Annotated in this window: 11 protein-coding genes and 1 pseudogene; 2 read left to right on the top strand and 10 right to left on the bottom strand. The window is 32.0% G+C overall.

What is annotated here, in order from left to right; all coding sequences use genetic code 11:
* Positions 1-13: 13 nt before the first annotated feature.
* The 4 genes from MOV50_RS13090 to mltG all read right to left on the bottom strand — a co-directional run bounded on the left by MOV50_RS13090 (position 14) and on the right by mltG (position 6,089).
* Positions 14-1,672, bottom strand: a complete 1,659-nt coding sequence (locus MOV50_RS13090; protein WP_321778341.1) for an electron-transfer flavoprotein:ubiquinone oxidoreductase — start codon at positions 1,670-1,672, stop codon at positions 14-16.
* 181 nt (positions 1,673-1,853) lie between these two features.
* On the bottom strand, positions 1,854-2,801 hold the full coding sequence (locus tag MOV50_RS13095) for a malate dehydrogenase (RefSeq protein ID WP_321778342.1): 948 nt from the start codon (positions 2,799-2,801) through the stop codon (positions 1,854-1,856).
* A gap of 32 nt (positions 2,802-2,833) precedes the next feature.
* Positions 2,834-5,035 carry an NADP-dependent isocitrate dehydrogenase gene (locus tag MOV50_RS13100; RefSeq protein ID WP_321778343.1) on the bottom strand — a complete coding sequence of 734 codons (2,202 nt, stop codon included), beginning with the start codon at positions 5,033-5,035 and terminating at the stop codon, positions 2,834-2,836.
* A 109-nt stretch (positions 5,036-5,144) separates the two neighbouring features.
* Positions 5,145-6,089, bottom strand: coding sequence for an endolytic transglycosylase MltG (gene mltG / locus MOV50_RS13105; protein WP_321778344.1), 945 nt, complete (start codon positions 6,087-6,089; stop codon positions 5,145-5,147).
* Here mltG and MOV50_RS13110 point away from each other — a divergent pair.
* Entirely contained in the window at positions 6,019-9,180 is a 3,162-nt protein-coding gene (locus tag MOV50_RS13110; RefSeq protein ID WP_321778345.1) for an AsmA-like C-terminal domain-containing protein, read from the top strand. The genes mltG and MOV50_RS13110 overlap by 71 nt on opposite strands.
* A 6-nt stretch (positions 9,181-9,186) precedes the next feature.
* On the opposite strand, the gene MOV50_RS13115 is transcribed toward MOV50_RS13110, so the two are convergent.
* On the bottom strand, positions 9,187-10,389 hold the full coding sequence (locus MOV50_RS13115) for an ABC transporter permease (RefSeq protein ID WP_321778346.1): 1,203 nt from the start codon (positions 10,387-10,389) through the stop codon (positions 9,187-9,189).
* Positions 10,382-12,961 (bottom strand): preprotein translocase subunit SecA, encoded by a 2,580-nt coding sequence (gene secA, locus MOV50_RS13120; RefSeq protein WP_321778347.1) that lies wholly within the window; start codon positions 12,959-12,961, stop codon positions 10,382-10,384. Before secA ends, MOV50_RS13115 begins: the two co-directional genes overlap by 8 nt.
* Positions 12,962-13,054: 93 nt before the next feature.
* Between secA and lolA the strand changes: the two genes are divergently transcribed.
* A complete protein-coding gene (gene lolA, locus MOV50_RS13125; protein ID WP_321778348.1) occupies positions 13,055-13,570 on the top strand; it encodes a LolA-like outer membrane lipoprotein chaperone in 516 nt (171 codons plus the stop codon).
* A 71-nt stretch (positions 13,571-13,641) separates the two neighbouring features.
* Here lolA and acnB read toward each other — a convergent pair whose 3' ends face one another.
* From acnB to MOV50_RS13145, 4 genes and pseudogenes are all read right to left on the bottom strand, one after another.
* Entirely contained in the window at positions 13,642-16,209 is a 2,568-nt protein-coding gene (gene acnB, locus MOV50_RS13130) for a bifunctional aconitate hydratase 2/2-methylisocitrate dehydratase (protein ID WP_321778349.1), read from the bottom strand.
* 140 nt (positions 16,210-16,349) lie between these two features.
* A pseudogene (locus MOV50_RS13135) lies at positions 16,350-18,489 on the bottom strand (DNA translocase FtsK 4TM domain-containing protein).
* A gap of 124 nt (positions 18,490-18,613) precedes the next feature.
* Positions 18,614-19,897 carry a hypothetical protein gene (locus tag MOV50_RS13140; RefSeq protein ID WP_321778350.1) on the bottom strand — a complete coding sequence of 428 codons (1,284 nt, stop codon included), beginning with the start codon at positions 19,895-19,897 and terminating at the stop codon, positions 18,614-18,616.
* 77 nt (positions 19,898-19,974) lie between these two features.
* Positions 19,975-20,679, bottom strand: a complete 705-nt coding sequence (locus MOV50_RS13145) for a hypothetical protein (RefSeq protein WP_321778351.1) — start codon at positions 20,677-20,679, stop codon at positions 19,975-19,977.
* Positions 20,680-20,982: the final 303 nt, after the last annotated feature.

Below are 20,982 nucleotides of genomic sequence, written 5' to 3' on the forward strand. Positions count from 1 at the left end.
TATCTTCTCCACTCTACATCATATTATAGTCTGGACCGTCGCCACCATAAGGTGTAGTCCAAGTAATTCCACTGTTTGGTGATTTAATATCACAAGTTTTACAGTGAACACAGTTTTCAGCGTGCAATCTAAGTGATTTATCACCACTTTTTTTATCAGTATGAAGTTCATATACTTCAGCAGGACACATAGATGCACATGCTAAACCATATTCTTCTATATTTGATGATTTAAATTTTTCAGGATCATTCACTACTAAATGAGGAACTTGAACTTCATCATGCATAGCTTTGGAATAGTAAACAGTTGTAACTTTATCAAATGTAAGTTTTTTATCATACTCTAGTTTACTACCAAATCTTTCTTTAAATGGTTGTTTAGAGAATTCAGAAAGCTTTTTAGTTGTTTTAAAGTCATCTTCTGTTTTTGGTACCATAAGACAAGCTCCACCAGTAACAAGCTGAAGACCCATTTTAAGTCCACCAAGAACCATACCGTCTTGCATTACTGCTCTCATGTTTCTTGTTGGATATAGCTCTTTATATATAAAACTACTATTTACAAGTTTTTCATACATCGATAATGATTGGGCACTTGTGTCTTTACTTACTAACGCTTCTATCGCTGTAGTTGCTGCACATATACCAGATCTTACCGCTAAGTGAACGCCCTTAAGTCTTGAAGTTGATAAAAATCCTGCACTATCTCCAACAATCATCATATTATCAGCATAAAATTTTGGTACTGAGTTCCATCCACCCTCAGGCAGTGTTTTTGCACCAGCTTCTATAACTGAGCCACCTTCAAGGATTTTTGAAACTGTTGGATGAGTTTTCCATACTTGCATAGCTGCATGAATATCAAAAGTTGGGTCTTGATAATCAAGTCCTACAACAAGTCCAATAGCAACTCTATTTTCACTCAAACCATAAATAAAACCGCCACCAAACTCTTCTTTATCTTTTAACGGATATCCAAAAGTATGCTTAACTGCACCAGCTTCTATATTTCCCTCAGGAACTTTCCAGATTTCTTTTACACCTAAAGAGTATATTTGAGGGTTTTTTCCAGCATCTAGACTTAATCTTTGGATTACTGTTTTTACTGCAGAACCTCTAGTTCCTTCAGCAAATACTGTAATAGCCGCTTCTATAGTAGTACCTTCTTGAAAGTTCTTTTGTTTAACACCATGATGATCAACACCAGTATCTTTAGTTTTTACACCAATAACTTTATTTTCATCATTAAACACTACAGAATCTACTGCAAAACCTGTATAGATTTCTACACCTCTATCTTCTGCTAGTGTTGCTAAGTATTTACAAATTTTTCCAAGTGAAGCAATATAGTTTCCATCATTTGACATATATGGTGGATGAAAAGGTAGTGTTGTATCACTTCCATCTTCATTTATTTTTATCACATTATCAGAACCAACTTTTGAATCAAATGGAATTCCATCAAATTCTCCTGTTGTTAATAAATCTCTAAATACTTGTGGTCTAATTACAGCCCCAGAGAGTATATGAGAACCAATTGAACTTCCCTTTTCAATTAGCATTATTCTTTTGTCTTCACCTCGTTGCTTCAGCTTGTCCGCCAAAGCGATTGCTGTTGCAAGACCAGAGGGTCCTCCACCAACAATAAGCACATCTGTTGAAACATTATCCATTTAGCACTCCATAATTCGCTTAAATTTTAAAAACACAGTAGGATATCAAAATATAAATTAAACTTATATTTAAGAGGTGAAAGTAAATGAAATAGGATTTTTTTGTAACGAAACGAAACGAAAGGGTGAAGTATAATTTTTAGTTATATCAAGTTGCCAAAAAATGACAACTTAATTACTTTTAGTCGTAAAAACCACTTGAATAAAGAATATCTATAAGCTCTCTAACACTTCCTATAGATTTAGCAAATTTTCTGTCTTGATCATCATTTAGATTGGCTTCAATGACCTTTTCAACACCACATGCACCAATCATAACAGGAACACCTGTCACAACTTTATCGTAGCCATATTCTCCATCTAGCATAACCGCACATGGATATATTTGTTTCATATCAGTAAGAACTGCTTCGACCATAAGAGCCGTTGATTTAGCTGGAGCATAGTAAGCACTACCATCTTTAAGTAGTCCAACTATTTCCGCTCCACCTTTTCTAGTTTTTTCAACTATCTCATTTATCTCATCCCAAGTTAAAAGATCAGTAAGAGGAACACCTGCTACAGTGGAAAATCTAGGAAGAGGAACCATATCATCACCATGACCGCCCATCACAGAACATCTTATCTGCCCTGCTCCATAGCCTAGCTTTTCATAAACAAAATGAGCCATTCTAGCACTATCTAAAATACCTGCCATTCCAAGAACCCGACTTCTATCCCAACCTGTTTCTTTAAGTGCAACATAAACCATAGCATCTAAAGGATTAGATACAGGGATAATAACTGCGTTTGGAGAAGAAACTTTTATAACACTCATTACTTCTCTCATTATAGTTGCATTCTTGATAAGTAAATCATCTCTACTCATTCCTGGAAGTCTTGGACTTCCTGCTGTTATAACCACAACATCACAATCTTTTACATCTTCTAATGTTTCAGCAACAGTAATCACAGTATGCTTTCTAGCGGCTTGAGCGGCTTGAGATAGGTCTAGAGCCTTACCTCTTGCCTTATCCACTTCTATAGCTCGAATAATCACTTCATGACAAGAACCACTCATAGCTAAAGAATAAGCTACTGATGAACCAACATTACCAACACCTACTATTCCTACTCTTTTTCCTTTCATGGCCCTTCCTTTTAGTCTTTTGAACTGTCTATCTATATCGCTTTAATTATAGCGTTTAAAGTAGCTGATGGACGCATCGCTGCTTCAGCTTTTACGATATCTGGATTAAAATAACCGCCAATATCTTGTGCTTTACCTTCTACTGATTGTAATTCTTCAAGAATTTTAATTTCATTATCTTTTAGTGCAGCAGCAACTGGAGCAAATTTTGCCCCAAGAGCAGAATCATCTGTTTGTTTTGCAAGAGCATCTGCCCAGTATTGAGCTACGAAAAAGTGAGAAGCTTTGTTATCATTTTCACCACATTTTCTTGATGGTGCCTTATTATTATCTAAGTAACTATTGTTTGCTTTATCAAGAGCAGCAGTAACAACACTAAGTTTTTTAGAATCATTTTTTTTTGCTATAAAGCGTAAAGATTCAGCTAAAGCTAAAAACTCACCTAAAGAATCCCATCTAAGATGTCCTTCTTTTAAAAACTGATCAACATGTTTAGGAGCTGAACCACCTGCACCTGTTTCAAAAAGTCCACCACCATTGATAAGAGGCACTACGGAAAGCATTTTTGCAGATGTTCCAAGCTCTAATATTGGAAAAAGGTCTGTTAAGTAATCACGAAGAACATTTCCTGAAACAGAAATAGTATTTTCACCTTTTCTTACTCTTAGTAAAGAATAAGTCATAGCTTTATCTGGTGCCATTATTGGAAGGTCTAATCCAGAAGTATCATGATTTTTTAAATACTCATTTACTTTTTTAATCATATTTGCATCATGTGCTCTATTTTTATCTAACCAAAATACAGCAGGAACACCTTCGATTCTAGCTCTCTCAACAGCAAGTCTTACCCAATCTCTAATAGGAATATCTTTGGATCTAGACATTCTCCAGATATCACCTTTTTCAACATCAAAACTCATAAGCTCTGAACCATCTGTATCTAAAACTTTAACAGTTCCAGCTTCTGAGATTTCAAAAGTTGTAGGGTGAGAACCGTACTCTTCAGCTTTTTGTGCCATAAGTCCAACATTTGAAACTGAACCCATTGTTGTAACATCATACTGACCATTTGTAACACAATCTTCAATACATATTTTATACATAGTTGCGTAGCATCTATCTGGGACAACTGCAACACACTCTTGAAGAGCATCATTATTATTCCACATTTGACCACCATCTCTTACAACAACAGGAAGAGATGCATCTATGATTATATCATTAGAAGCATGTAGGTTTGTGATACCTTTTGAAGAGTCAACCATTGCAATAGCTGGCTGAGTAGAATATACATTCATTATTGCTTTTTCAATTTTAGCTTTTTTATCAGCATCTAGACTATCTAGTTTTTTATACAAATCGCCAAGACCTAAGTTAGAGTTGTAACCAACGCTATTTAAATCTTCACCAAATTCAGCAAATACATCTTTAAAGAATACTTCAACAGCATGACCAAACATGATAGGATCAGAAACTTTCATCATTGTTGCTTTTAAGTGTAATGACCAAAGAATACCTTGCTTTTTTGCATCTGTGATTGTTTCTTGTAAAAACTCTCTTAAAGCGGAAACACTCATAAATGTACCATCTAAGATTTCTTTATCTTGAATATCAGTTAATTCTTTAAGTAAGTTTCCGTTTAGCTCTATTCTAACAGTTCCTGCACCTGATTTTATGATTGATTGCTCATTACCATAAAAATCTCCACTTTGCATATGAGAAACAGAAGCTTTAGAGTTTTGTGAAAAAGCTTTTAATTTATGAGGATTTTTCTTAGCAAAGTTTTTAACTGCTACGGCAGCTCTTCTGTCTGAGTTTCCTTCACGAAGAACAGGGTTCACCGCTGAACCTAGACAAGTAGAGTAAGTAGCTTGAATACTTTTTTCTTCATCTGTTTTAGGAGATTCAGGATAAGAAGGAATATCATAACCTTGTCCCTGAAGTTCTGTAATACATGCTATAAGCTGAGGAATAGATGCAGAAATATTTGGAAGTTTGATAATGTTTCCATCAGGCTGAAGCACTATTTCACCTAACTTAGATAGTTCATCTTCAATTTTTTGAGCATCTGTTAAGTTCTGAGGAAACTTAGATAAAACTCTACCTGCAAGTGAAATATTTTTAGTTTCTACTTCAACGCCTGCTGCTTTAGTAAAAGCGTTTACAATTGGTAATAGTGAATAAGTTGCTAAAGCTGGAGCTTCATCAATTTTCGTCCAAATAATTTTTGACATTTTCTATCCTTGAGTTTGGTATTATATTTTTGTAACAGAATAATACCACTAAGATAAACAATATTTGATTAAGAGATTTAAAAAGATTTAGTTATTTTTTCAATATGTTTCATTTTGTAACACGCTTTATATTGCGTAAATGTGTAGAATAGTTACATGAAAAATCATGTCCTCCACTCTTTGATTTCATAAAATAAAGGTACTTTGTTTTAGCTGGAAACACAGCAGCTCTTATAGCATCAAAGCTAACATTACAAACAGGGACACTTGGAACACCCCTGTTTTTGTATGTATTATAGATGCTATTGTCTTCTCTAATTCTTTTTGGAGTGATTTTTATATGAGAATACTTACCATAATTTAGTGTTCCATCCATCTGCAATTTCATACCTTTTTTAATTCTGTTGTAAATTACTGAACTAACAAGAGGCATCTCTTCTATATTTGCTGATTCTTTTTGTATTACAGAAGCTATTGATACAAAATGAAACCATCTTTTTTCATTATATGTTCCAAAAAGTTTTATAGAAAGCTCTTTCATCTGTTTTTGCGAATTATAAAGAAAAATCCTTATTAACTCTTTTTCTGAAATACCAATTGGCAATCTATATGTATTTGGAACAAAAGCACCTTCTTTTTGTTTTGTTTGCATCGCGTATTGTTTTTGTAATTCTTTAAAATCAAGGTTTAGCTTAGAAGATATTTGTTTTAAAAAAATATATGTTGTTTCCCCTGGTATCAAAGTGATATTTTGAAGTGCTGCTTTAGCATGAGATATCTTATATAAAAATTCTCCTCTTGTTATCTCTGTTTCACCTATATTTATCCAGCCACTTTGCGGAGAGCCAATAAGTCTTAATAACAATGAATCTAATTTACAAACATTGTATTTTCTATTCTTTAGTTGTGTTATAATCTGATTAATAGACCCCTCAGAAATATAAATAACTTTTTGGGTCGAAACAGGCTGATTTAGGTAATACATGAACGATAAAACAATTATTAATACAATTTCAACAATCCATTTTATTATTGTAAGCGCTTTAGTATTCATTTTTCTCACATTTTCTATTTTATTTATCTTACTACAAAATGGTATCTATATTCAAAATTTATCATTACCAAATGTAAGTATTAACAAATTATACATAAAATGGAATGAAAAGTTAAATATTAGTGTCCAAGATATTAGAATAATTAAAAAATCTAATCAAAATCAAACTAAAATCGACTTTGCAAAAGCAAACAAACTATTTAAAGGTATTATGCTTTTTGATAATTGGTTTGAAAAAATAGAGATAAATAGAATACACTTTAATGAAATCGAAGCTTCTTTTAAATACCTAGATGGTGAAGATGGTTATCTAAATGCTTCATCTAAAGATTTTTTACTTAAAAGTTCACTTTTTTTTGAATCTGGTTTTTTTAATGCAAAAATAGATGAATTTAAAGACCTCAAAAGAAAGATTAAAATAGATGGAAATATAATTTTTAAAGGACATGGAAATAGCGAATTAATCTCGAATCTAAATATTAATATAAATGAGGATATAAACCTAAAACTTTACTCACTAGCAAATAAAAAGCAACTTTTTTATAAACTAGACTCTAAAAAAAGTATTAAAAACATTACTCACACAATAGAGATGCTCGATATACCAAAAGAAGTCAAATACTGGGTTTACGATGCAATAAAAATGTCAAAAGCAGAACTACAATATGCTTATGGATGGTTAAACTATGATGATCTCAAAAATGCTTTAAAAAACCTGCGTATAGGCGCTAGTGTGCATGACTTAGCATATACTTATAACCCTACCCTAGAGCCTATTTTATCAAAGGTTACAGAACTTGAGTTTAAAAATGGTATTTTATTTATAAGACCAAGAAAAGCATATCAATATGGTTTTTACTTAAATAAAAGCTGGTTAAAAATTGACTTTACTAAAAAAGAGGAACTTTTAACTATTCATTTATTGTTTAACGCAAGTCTAAACAAAGACCTTTTGCTTCTACTTAAAACTTATAAGATAGACTTACCTTTTTTACAAAATAAAGGTACTGTTGATACAGATTTAAAAATTACGGTAGGACTAAGAAATATTGATGTTGCAGCGAAAGGAAGTTTTTATACAAAAAAAGCAAACTTTCACTACTTAGGACTAGATATAGATATATTTGATGCCCGTATATTTTTAAATAACTACGATGTAACTATTAAAAAAATGTATTCGAAGTATCAAGATATTGCCACTGCAAATGTTGATGTTAATTTTAATGCAAGTAAAAAAGAGGGAACTATAAACTTTGATGTCTTGGATATAAACTTTAAAGACATTGGATTAAAACTTAAAAAAAGCAAGAAACCGCTTAAGATTATCTATACTATTTCAGGCAAACAAGATACCATAAATATAAAAAAATCAAAATGGGACTATAAGAACAAGACAATCGAACTAGACAAAGCTGTACTTCCCTTTGACTTAAATACACTAGTAGCAACGATACCTACAACTTATGTAAAAACTGGCACCTTGGCTTCTGCTTATGCTTCTGGTACTTTTTCTCTTAACCCAAGTAGAGCAAGTCTAGATATAGATCTATTGAGTTTTGCTTTAGCTGATATTACAATGAAACAATCGAGTGCCTTACTAAAAGTACAATACGATAAAAAAATAAAAATAAAAATAAAAGAAAATATAAGATTTGATGCGAATGGTCTTAACTATTTACTCAAAGATGCGCAAATAGAAATAAATGATACCAATTTCAATATCATAGATGCCTTATTAGAGGTCGATAATCTAGCAAGCACGCATCTAAGTGCTAACTTCTCTTTTACAAAAGAAAAAGGAACTATTGATTTAAAAAAATTTAAATTTAAAAATAAAGATTTAGGAGAGATATTTTCTTCAAATAAGATAATTAAACTAGAGCTTAGTTCAAATAAAACTAAAACTAAAATTATCTCAAAAAAGTTTGATATGAATTTTACTCTTAAAGAAAATAGATGGAACCTAAAGTTCAACTCTATCTCTAACTTAGCAAAAAACTCTAAGCTTTTACAAGAATACAACATAAGTAATGGTAGCTTTTCCATCAGTAAAAAGATAAATCAAAAAAACATTCAATTTCTTGCTACAACTAAATATCCATATAAACTTCTCGTTTTAAAAAATAAACTAATAGAAAACTATACGATTAAAGGTGAAATTGACAATAAAACAAAAGATATTTCTTTAAATATAAACAAAGTTTTAAATGTAAAAATAAGTAAAAATATTCAGATTGAAGCCAAAAAAATAGGAATAAATATAAATGAAGTTGTGAGGTACTTTGATAACAAAAAAGAAAGTTCAAAAGAATCTAAGAATATTACCTTTAGTGCGCAAGATAGCTATATTTACATCTCTAAAGATAGGCGTGCTATCTCTGATGATATCGAACTACAATACTTTAACAATGTTGTTAATGCACAATTAAGACATAAAAATGCACATGCTGGTTTTGAGCTAAAAGATAAGAAATTTTATCTATTTGGAGAAAATTTCAATGATAAATTTATGGAGAATTTATTTGCTTTATCAAAATTTAAAGATGGAACGCTATCTTTTTCCATGTCAGGCTCAACACAAGAATACGATGGTCTTTTGTACATCAAAGAAACAACGATACTTGATTATAAAATTTTAAACAATATTCTTGCTTTTGTAAACACTATACCCTCTCTAGTAACATTTTCTCTTCCTGGATACAGTAAAAAAGGCTTAGAAGTAAAAAGTGCTTACATAAATTTTCACTCTAAAGATGATATTTTAGATATTAAACATATAGCTCTTGATTCTAAAGAAATAGATATTGTAGGAAATGGAAAAGCAAGTTTTAAATACGACACTATAAATGTAAACTTAAATTTAAAAACAGACTTAGGAAGTGGTATTTCAAAAATACCTGTAGTTGGATTTATACTTTTAGATGGAGATACTATATCTACATCAATGAATATTGAGGGTAAATTAAGTGATCCAACTATAAAAAGTCTTATTGCTCAAGATATTGTTATTGCTCCATTAAACATATTAATTAGAGCTCTAACATTTCCTTTTCATCTCTTTAATAGCAAAGATGACAATAAAACCAACTAAATAGTTTTACTCATTTCTTAAAACAGTTAAAATATCAACCTCACTTGCTTTTTTTGCTGGATAAAATGATGAGGCAATTACAATAACAAATGCTCCACTAACTATAAGAAAAAAATCTTTTAAACTCAAATCTAAAGGAAGCGTGGTCGTCGGATAAACATCTTTTGGCAAAGATATAATATCAAAACTACTTAAAATCCATAAGCCTCCCATACCAAAAATAACTCCTGAAAATATTCCCGCTATTCCTATCGCAATACCAAGGTATAAAAATACCTTTTTTATCTCACTTGTAGTTGCGCCTAAAGATAAAAGAAGAGCTATTTCACTTCGTCTATTCATAACCGTCATAAGTAAAGATGAGATTATATTTATAGATGCTATAAGTATAATAAGCATTAAAACTATAAATAAAGATGCTTTTTCTAACTCTAATGCCGCAAAAAAATTAAGATTATCTTCCCACCAACCTTTAATGCTAACGCTCATTGGTAAAACTTCTTTGATTCTTAAAATATCATCATGAGGATTCTCTGAAAATATATGTATTCCATCAAACTGATTAGATGGTAGATGCAACATCGCTTGCATAGATGCGAGCGATGTATAGCTGTAGGCTTTGTCATAAGCGCTTAATCCAGAGTCAAAAACACCTTTAACCTTAAATCGCTTTATCTTTGGTGTAATAGATAGTCCACCTGGCTCTACAGTAGTAAAAATATACATCAATCTATCATCTGTAAATATATTAAATTCTTCTTTTAAACTTTTACCAATAAGCACATCAAATTTTGAATAATTACTATTTTTAATTGCTTTTGCTAAAATACTATTTACTTTAGCTTCATCTTTAAAGTTTACTCCAAAGATGTAGCCACCTTCTAGTTTTGTTCCACTTCTTGCCATTACAGCTGACTGAACATAAGGACTAAATTTTAAATCTGGAAATTTTAATTCTAAATCAAGTAAAAGATTTTCATTTACTGCGCCATAAAATTTTGGAATTACAGTAAGAGGATAGTTCATGATGGTTAGTTTTTTTCTAAATTCTTTATCGAAACCATTCATTAGCGCCATAGCAATCAAAAGAACCATTACTCCAAGAGTAATTCCCATAAATGCTAAAAGTGCTGATAAAAAGATAAATGGCTGATCTTTGTCAAAGCGTAAAAAACGCTTGACAAGATAGGGGACTATTGATTTACTCAAGAAGCAAAAGCACCTTTTTTGGTCCACTTTTACCACAACATTGTTTGTATTTTTTTCCACTTCCGCAAGGGCAAGGTTCATTTCTTGATACTTTTTTAACGCTGACTTTTTCATTGTCTTTTGATTTATGGTTAAGTTCTCTTGCGGCTTCATCTAGTTTTCTTTGTAGCTCTAACTGCTGAGCAACCTCGGCCGCTTCATCTTCTGGAGATTCCATTCTAAACTGAATAATTTGAAGAGTTTTAATAGTATTAAATTTAATATCTTTTATAAGTTCTGTAAAAAGATTATAACTCTCTTTTTTATACTCAACAAGAGGGTCTTTTTGGTTGTATGCACGAAGTCTAATACCTGTTTTCATAGTATCCATGGAGTACAGATGCTCTCTCCACGCATTATCTAACTCTTTTAAATACAACTCTCTTGCTATTTCATGCTGTATATGTTCTTCTAAAACACTCATTTTATCATTGTATGATTTTTTAATCTCAGTTGTGATTTTTTCTTGAAGTTCTTCAAAATCTAAAGATTCATAATCTTGTAAACTTAGATCAAGATTTATCTCTTCTTTTACAACTTCAAGTAATTTTTTAAGGTTAAAGTCTTCTCTTGCTCCACCATCAAAAATATCACAATTATTTAAAATATTGTCAACATACTCAACTCTAACTTCATCAATCTTCTCAATTATATCAAAGTCCGAATCTAGAAGCTGATTTCTAAATTTATATACGATTTTTCTTTGTTCATTTGCAACATCATCATATTCAACAATCTGTTTTCTACCCTCATAGTGCATGTTTTCAACTTTTTTCTGAGCTTTTTCAACTGCACGAGTAACCATTTTAGACTCTATAAACTCTCCATCTTCAACACCAAGTCGCTCCATTATAGACTTAATTTTATCACTTCCAAAAATACGCAAGAGGTTGTCTTCTAAAGATAAGTAAAATTGTGTAGTTCCTGCATTACCTTGTCGTCCACTACGACCACGAAGTTGATTGTCAATACGGCGATTTTCATGTCGTTCTGTACCTACTATATATAAACCACCAAGCTCTTCTACTTCAGCATTTACTTTGATATCAACACCACGCCCTGCCATGTTAGTTGCAATAGTTACAGCACCTTTAACACCAGCATTTTTAATAATTTCACCCTCTTGTTCGTGATTTTTAGCATTTAACACAGTATGGGCAATTTTTTCTTTCTTTAAAACATCATGTAAATCTTCTGATTTTTCTATAGACGCAGTACCAATTAGTATTGGTTGACCTGTTTTAGATAATTTTTTTATAATCTCTATAACAGCATTAAATTTTTCTTTTTCTGTTTTGTAGATTAAATCGTTTAAGTCTTCTCTTGTTATTGGTATATTTGTAGGAATAGAAACAACATCTAATGAATAAATTTGAGCAAACTCAGCAGCTTCTGTTTCTGCTGTTCCTGTCATTCCAGCTAGTTTATCATACATTCTAAAGTAATTTTGGAATGTAATATCTGCTAGAGTTTGGGTTTCTTCTTTAATCTCAACTTTTTCTTTTGCTTCTAGTGCTTGATGAAGTCCTTCACTAAAACGACGACCTTCACTAAGTCTTCCTGTAAATTCATCAACGATTACAACTTCACCGCTATTAACTACATAATCAACATCTTTTTCAAACAAGTAGTTTGCTTTAAGTGCTTGATCAAGAGCATGAGGTAAAGAAGCATTTTCAACACTATAAAGGTTTTCAACCCCAAAAAGTTCTTCAGCCTTAGTGATTCCATCTTCTGTAATAAGAACTACCTTGTCTTTTTCATCAACCGTAAAATGCTCATCTTTTGTTAACTTTAGAGCTATACCATTAGCATCTGCATAATCTTGCATCGTTCTGTTTGTTGGTCCAGATATTATAAGTGGCGTTCTTGCTTCATCAATTAAAATACTATCGACTTCATCAACTATAACAAAATTATGATATTTTTGAGCCATTTGCTCTGCTGAATAGCTCATGTTATCTCTTAGATAATCAAATCCGAACTCATTATTTGTTCCATATGTTATATCACAACAATATGCTTGTATCTTTTCTTCTGGGGTTGCATTACTTTCAAGAACTGTTCCAACAGAAAATCCTAAGAAGGTATAGAGTACACCCATTTCTATGGCATCTCTAGATGCTAGATAATCATTTACTGTCACTAAATGAACACCTTTAGCACTTAAAGCATTTAAAACAATAGCTAGTGTCGCAACAAGTGTTTTACCCTCACCTGTTTTCATTTCAGCTATTCTACCTTCATGTAAAACCATTCCACCAATCAGCTGAACATCAAAGTGCCTCATCTCTAAAACTCTTTTACTTACTTCTCTTGTTATTGCAAAAGAGTCCTCAAGTACATCATTTAAAGTTTTCTCTTCATTTTTAACAGCATCTCTTATCTCATCAAATGCTTTTTTTAATTCATCATCACTTAAAGCTTCATATTGAGCTTCCAATGCATTTATATTTTTTACTCTTTTTGAATATTTTTTTAACTCTCGATCATTTGAAGTACCAAAAATTTTACCCATTAATGCTTGTAGCATTCGCATACCTTATTATTAAAATTACTTTTATTTTAGCATAGTAATAATTACAATTTGCATAAATTTGATATAATTTCTAAAACAAGGAATTTTATGAAATATATTTTAACGCTACTTCTATCTTCAAGTCTTAGTTTTGCATCTATAGATGCACTAAAATCTTTTGAAGCAAACTTTACTCAAACCATAACAGATGATAAAAAAAAGTCTTTAGTTTATGAAGGTCATATTGTAGCATCTGCCCCGCAAAATGCTCTTTGGAACTACTATAAGCCAATAAAAAAAGATGTTTATATCAATAGGTTTAGAGTTGTAATAGTTGAACCTGAAATAGAGCAAGTTATTATAAGAAATATAGAGTCTGATTTTGATTTTTTTAGAATGATAAAAAGTGCAAAAAAGATAAATGAAAATACTTATGAGGCAAAATATAGAGAATCAAGATTTATCATTACTATAAACAAAGATATTATTGAATCTATCTCATATATTGATGAATTTGAAAATAATGTTAAAATAATTTTTAGTAATCAGGAGCAAAATAAAAAAATTGATAAAAAAATATTTATTCCAAAATATCCTTTAGACTTTGATGTTATAAGAGATTAAAAAAAAAGGGCATACCCCACTTAACGCTTTAGCGACGGGGGCATCGGCATTTAGTGCCAGAAGCCCTTTTTTTATTTAATCATTGCAGATAGTTCTTCTTTACTGATTTTATTAAAGTTAAGATATTTATAAATCTCATCAGTCATTTCTGGTTTGATTTTATCTTTAACTATTTCAAGATACTCAGAAGCTGAAGGTAATTCACCTTTAAGAGCTACAACAGCTGCAAGTTCAGCAGACCCAAGATAAACTTGAGAACCTTTACCTAGTCTGTTATCAAAGTTTCTTGTTGAAGTTGAGAATACATAAGCATTAACAGCAACTGAAGCTTGGTTACCCATACATAAAGAACAACCTGGGATTTCTGTTCTAGCCCCAGCCATACCAAATACAGAGTAATAACCCTCTTCTTGAAGAGTTTTCTCATCCATTTTTGTTGGAGGACAAATCCAAAGCTTGTTTGCAACTGCACCCTCACCTTTAAGAATTTCACCAGCAGCACGGAAAAGACCGATATTTGTCATGCAAGAACCAACAAATACTTCATCAATTTTTGTATGCATACCCTGCGCATGAATTTCACTTAATGATTTAACATCATCTGGATCATTTGGACAAGCTAAAATTGGCTCAGTAATCTTATCCATATCTATTTCAATAATTGCTGCATACTCTGCATCTGCGTCAGCTTTTAAAAGCTCAGGATTAGCAATCCATGCTTTCATTTTATCAGCTCTTCTTTGTAGAGTTGCAGCGTCTTGATAACCTTGAGAAATCAACTCTTCTATTAGTACTATATTTGATTCTAAGTACTCAATAATTGGCTCTTTATTAAGACTAACAGCACAAGCAGCAGCTGAACGCTCTGCTGATGCATCTGAAAGCTCAAATGCTTGTTCAACTTTTAAATCTGGAAGACCTTCAATCTCTAAAACACGACCAGCAAAGATATTTTTCTTGCCAGCTTTAGCGACAGTTAATAAGCCATCTTTAATTGCTTGATGAGGAATAGCATTTACCATATCACGAAGAGTGATACCTGGTTGCAAACTACCTTTAAATCTAACAAGAACAGACTCTGGCATAGTAAGTGGCATCATACCAGTTACACCAGCAAATGCTACAAGACCAGAACCAGCTGGAAAAGATATACCAATTGGGAAACGAGTATGTGAATCTCCACCCGTACCTACTGTATCTGGCATACAAAGTCTATTTAACCAAGAGTGAATTACTCCATCACCTGGACGAAGTATAAAACCTTTTCTTTCAGTCCAAAATTTTGGAAGAGTATGTTGAAGATTTATATCTGCTGGCTTTGGATAAGCAGCAGTATGACAGAATGATTGCATAACCATATCTGCGCCAAAATTCAGAGCAGCAAGTTCTTTTACTTCATCTCTAGTCATTGGACCTGTTGTATCTTGAGAACCTACAGTTGTAGCAATTGGCTCACAGTAAACATTTGGTTTTATACCTTCAACACCACAAGCACGACCAACCATTTTTTGTGCCAATGTGAAGCCTTTTCCATTATCAGCAGGTTGAGCAGGAGTCATAAATAAATCTCCAGCATCTAAGCCCAATGCTTCTCTAGCTTTTGCAGTAAGACCTTTACCGATAATAAGTGGAATACGACCACCTGCTCTCATCTCATCAGGAAGAGTATTTGGAGCAAGTTCATAAGTAGAAACTACTTTTCCATCTTTCTCAATTGTACCGTCAAATGGTTTAACTGTGATAACATCACCTGTATTTAGTTCTGAAGTTGGTGCTTGAATAGGGATACATCCTGAATCTTCTGCAGTATTGAAGAAGATTGGAGCAATAATATCACCAATAACGATACCACCTGTTCTTTTATTTGGAATACCTTTAATATCAACACCCATATGCCATTGAACAGAGTTAATACCAGATTTACGAGAAGAACCAGTACCAACAACATCACCAACATATGCTAATGGGTAACCTTTTTCTTTTAGTTTTTCTATCATTTGCAGTGGATTTTCCATTCTGCTAACTAAAAATGCTTTTGCGTGAACAGGAATATCTGCTCTTGTAAAAGCTTCAGATGCTGGAGATAAATCATCAGTATTTGTTTCACCTGGAATCTTATATACTGTTACTGTAATCTCTTTAGACATTGCAGGTTTGTTTGTGAACCATTCGCCATTTGCCCAAGATTCAATAACCTCTTTAGCCTTAGCATTTCCAGAATCCATAAGTGCTTTTACATCATTAAATACATCATATACTAGGATTGTGTTTTTAAGTTGTTCAGCAGCACTGTTTGCAACATCAGCATCAAGTTTAAGTGCTTCAACTAATGGAGTAACATTAAATCCACCAAGCATAAGACCTAAAATCTCACATGCTTTTACAGCATTTATAGCATCACAAGCAACATTTCCTTGTACTACATCATTTAAAAATGCAGCTTTTACATAAGCAGCATCATCAACACCAGCAGGAATTTTATCTTGGAAAATATCCATTAAATAATCTTGCTCCGCAATAGGTGAAGCTTTTAATAATTCAACAAGTTCAGCTGTTTGTTCAGCAGTTAGAGCTAATGGAGGAACACCCTCGTCTTCTCTTTGTGCCGTATGTACTTTATAGTCTTCAATAAACGCCATAATAATCCTTATTTTATTAAATTTATAAGAAGGATTATATCTAAAAAAATTATATAGAAATGATTAGTGTTACTTATTGTAGCTTTATTTTTTGATGTGTTAAGAATTGTAACATAAACAAAAATAAATAGTAAAGAATATTAAAGAATTTCTCGAACACCTTTTGTGTTAGTTGAAGATAAAACACCTTCACTCTCAAGCTGCTCTATTATCCTTGCTGAACGGTTATAACCTATTTGTAGTTTTCTTTGAAGATACGAAATAGATGTTTTTCTGTCTGTAATTATCACATATTTTGCTTCGTCATATAACGAATCTAACTCTGCATATGATTCTCTTTTTGATTCATTTGCATCTAAGTCTTCTTCAACTAAAAAACTTTTATCGTAGTTAGGCTCTCTTTGAGATTTTATAAACTCTACTATTTTTTCTATCTCATCTTCCGTACTCCACGGAGCATGAAGACGAACTAACCCAGTTGATCCTGGTGGAGTAAATAACATATCTCCACGACCGAGTAAAGATTCAGCACCCATCTGATCTAGTATAATTTTAGAATCAACTTTTTGCCCTACTCTATATGATATTCTTGAAGGTAAATTTGCTTTTATTAGTCCTGTTACAACATCGACAGATGGTCTTTGTGTAGCAACTATTAAATGTATTCCAGATGCTCTCGCCATTTGAGCGAGTCTAGCTATGGAGTGTTCAACTTCTTTCCCACTTGTCATCATCAAATCCGCTAACTCATCAATGACAACAACGATGTATGGGAAGTTTTCTCCTCCTTCCCGCTTCACTTTTTCATTATAGTTTTCTATATTTTTTGTTCTTGTTTCAGCCATTAGTTCATAGCGTCTTTCCATCTCATTAACCATATTATTTAAAGCGACTATTGCTTGTTTTGGTTTCGTTATAACTGGGGTAAGAAGATGTGGAATATCATTATATATAGAAAATTCAAGCATCTTAGGATCAATCATCAAAAGTCTAAGCTGATCTGGAGAATTTTTATATAAAAGTGAAAGGATCATAGCATTTATACCAACACTTTTTCCACTTCCTGTTGTCCCCGCAATAAGAAGATGAGGAAGTTTTTTAAGGTCTGTTATGAAAGGTTTACCAACTATATCTTTTCCAAGTGCGATAGTAAGAGGAGAAGATGAGTCTTTAAAAAGTTTAGAATCAAGTAGTTCTCTAAGATATATAGTATCAACAGTGTCATTTGGTATCTCAATACCTACAACATCTTTACCTGGGATTGGTGCCTGAATACGGATAGTTTCAGCTGAGAGAGCCATGGCTAAATCATCTTGAAGGTTTAAGATTTTACTAACTTTTACATTTGCAGCAGGTTTAAACTCAAAGGTAGAAACAACAGGACCAGCATAAGTTCTAACAACATCCCCATCTATCTTAAAATGAGCAAGTTTTTCTATCAAGTATCGTATTTTGTCATCAAGTTCACTCTCGTCAATATTATGTTTTGTAGTATCTGCTTTTTGCAAAAAGTCCACAGAAGGAAGGTTGAAGTTTTTAGGTTTTTCCACCTTTCCTTTTTCTATATTTTCAAGCAATTTAGTATTTTCTTCCAACTCATCAACTATTAAAGCATTTTTTTGCTCTTTAACTTTTTTAGCGATGTCTAGTATGGTATTTGTATTTTTATCTTCTTCTTGTGTTTGTTTTTCTTCTTGCTCTTGAACTTGTACAACTTCTTTATGATTATCTTTTCGCAAATAAGCTGGTTCATCATACTCGCTATTTAAGCTTTTTTCTTCTGGGGTAGTTTTATTTTCATATATAAAATCATCAAGTTTTTTTTCTTTTTTTAAATTTTTTAACTATTACAAGAGCAACTTCTTTCATGCTTTTATCTGCAAAGATAAGAATAGATACAGCACTTATAATAAACCAAAAAACCCAAAGCCCAAAAAGACCTATATATGGAGATAAAAAATCTGTAAAATTTGCACCAATCATTCCTCTAAATCCATTTTCTACAAGCATAGACTGTGATAAAAGAAAAGAAAAGAGTAGTAAGAAAGAAGCAATGGTAACTTCAAATTTACGAAGATTAAATGAAGAGTTTTTATATAAGTAATACAAAGGAATTAGAAATAAAAATAGATATATATAAGAAATGTATCCAAAATATAGATGATTATAGTTTGAGAAAACAGCACCATAACTTCCTATAAGACCACTTTGACCAAAAATAGTAGCAAAACTTAAGTAGATTAAAATTCCAAATGTAGCAATAAATAGAGCTTCTTTCAAGTTAATTTGCCTTTAAAAATATAAATAATTGTTTGAATAGTTGAAGTATAGCCAAAAATTTTATAAATAATTGACTAAACTAAGTTTTGACACCCTACTAACTGTCATTAACATACTCTCATAATTAATTGATAATTTTTTTTAGCTCTAAAGTAGACTCCGCTAAATCTATATCTACAACCTGTGAACGCAGAGTCATTGTGCTTATTTCTATAAGCTTTGTTCTCGCTAGTGAAGAAGAAAGGGCATTTGACTGTGAGCCTACCATAGCGTGAGATCTACTGATATGATTTTGTAAATCATCTATCATGGTTATTGCATTTTCTATACCTATATTTCTTTGCTTACCACTTGAAGCATCTGGGTAAGTTTTATGATCTTCAACTGCTCTAATCATTTCATTTAGTTGTTTAAAAAAGTCTGTTTTTGGATCACGAATAGTTAAAGCATTATTTGAATTGAAAGTTCCTACAGATGATACTGTACCAGAAAAATCATCACTATTTGAATCATAAAGAGATAACTTGGCTTGTGTACTTGTTGAACCTAATTCTTTAAAATTAATTTTTCCATCATAACTTAAAAATGTACCTCCTTTTGTATTAGCATTTTCAACTGCTGCGTCATACTGAGCTGCTGTACCAGCTGGAGAAGCTGTTGGAAGATTATTTGTAACTACCATATTTACAACATCCATTAACTGTTTATATGTTAACTCTCCTGCTGGAGTTCCAGTTCTGACACTTGCCACATTAAATATATCATAAGTATTTCCACCAACACTAAAAGTTGAACCAGAATCTGAAAGGTTGATATCTACATCATAGTTTGAGCCATTAATATCAACACCCGTAAGCTTTAATACTTTTCCATCTAAGCCACTTGCATAAGTTCCATCAGTATTATATGTAATACCAGAAAAAACTTCATGTAATTTTGTTGAATCACTAGCAAAAGCATTTGTACCTTTAATTATTTGAGATACATTTGAAGATAATTTAGAACCTTCTTTACTAAATTGTGTTCTGTCATGAAGCAAACCTTCAATATTTGTTGCCACTGGATTTGAACCAGTGCTAGCAGATGTGAAACCTGACTTAATAAATTCTTTTACATACAAGCCTGGGGTACCACCAGTACTCAGAGTATTCATAATATTTTTAAAATTAGCTTCACCAGAATCCAAATCATCTATATCTGTAACATTTGCAGCATCTGCGCCAGTTGTATCAAAGTCAACCGCCCCAACCATATGAAAGTCAAGTCTACTAGAACCTTTAATTTTATCTTCCACTACAATTTGACCAGAAGAATTTAGTGACACATTAACAACCTTTAAATTTGCAGTATTTCCATATGCTTGACCTATTCTGCTTAACAACTCATCAACAGTATCTGTATCTTTCATAGATATTTTGCTTTTAAAAGAAGTACCATTACTGGTAGTTCCTCTTAAATAAAAATGATGCTTTTCCGTTATAGAATCTATGTTAGCATCTGTATCTCCATAAAATCACGAATAGTATCCTTGCTAGCCAGTGGCGAAGAAATAGTTTTGTTATCAGTTCCTGTCGCAAAATCATACTTTTTAGATACATTACTTTGCTCTACATTTGTTGTTATCTTTCTTTTGGTTAATACTTCTTCTCCAAAAAACAGCTGACCTCCAGAAATATTGTATTTTTGCTTAGTTCTTGAACCTAAAAAAGAGTTTAAAGAACCACTGTTACCATTGTATGTTCCATCTGGTGAAATAGGTTTTATATCAACTGCTGTTCCAGAAAAAAGATATTGTCCATTTATAGATGTATTTGATAAATTTTTAAAATGCTCTTCAATTACTCGAAGTTCATTTGCAATAGCATCTAACGATGTATCACTATGCGTGCCATTTGCTGCACTAACCAAAAGCTTCCTCATCCTAGTCATAGTTTTAGTAAACTCATTTAGAATAACATCTGTTTGATTTGAAACCTTATAACCGCTTTGAGTACTTTTTTTAACTTGTCCTAAGCTTGATAGTTCATTATCTAAAATCATTGTTTCTGCAAATGTTCTTACATCATCTTTTGCATACTGAATTTTCAGTCCAGATGCTATTTGTCTGTTTACATTAAAAAGTTTGTCACTCAATTTTGAGTTGTTGGGTCCATATAAATTATCATAATACATACTTGATGTGATTCGCATAACGCACCTCCATTTGTGCTAAATAATTACTACTTTATATCTTCTAGCAAAATAAGTTCCATTCTACAAGTAATAAACTATATGCTTGAATATCGGCTAAAAGTTATTTACTTTTAAGTAATAAATTAATATCATTCCTTAGGCCAGAGTGGTGGAATGGTATATACGGCGGATTCAAAAGTCCGTGCCCCCAAGTTTCAATAAAATCATATATTTTAAAAGCCCTATATTACGACTTTCCAACTTTTAAACCTATCAAATTTTACTCTCAAAACTTCCATTTTATTGTCATTCTGTAAACTT

The organism is Sulfurimonas sp. (genome assembly GCF_029027585.1).
In the GTDB taxonomy this organism is placed as follows: Bacteria; Campylobacterota; Campylobacteria; order Campylobacterales; family Sulfurimonadaceae; genus Sulfurimonas.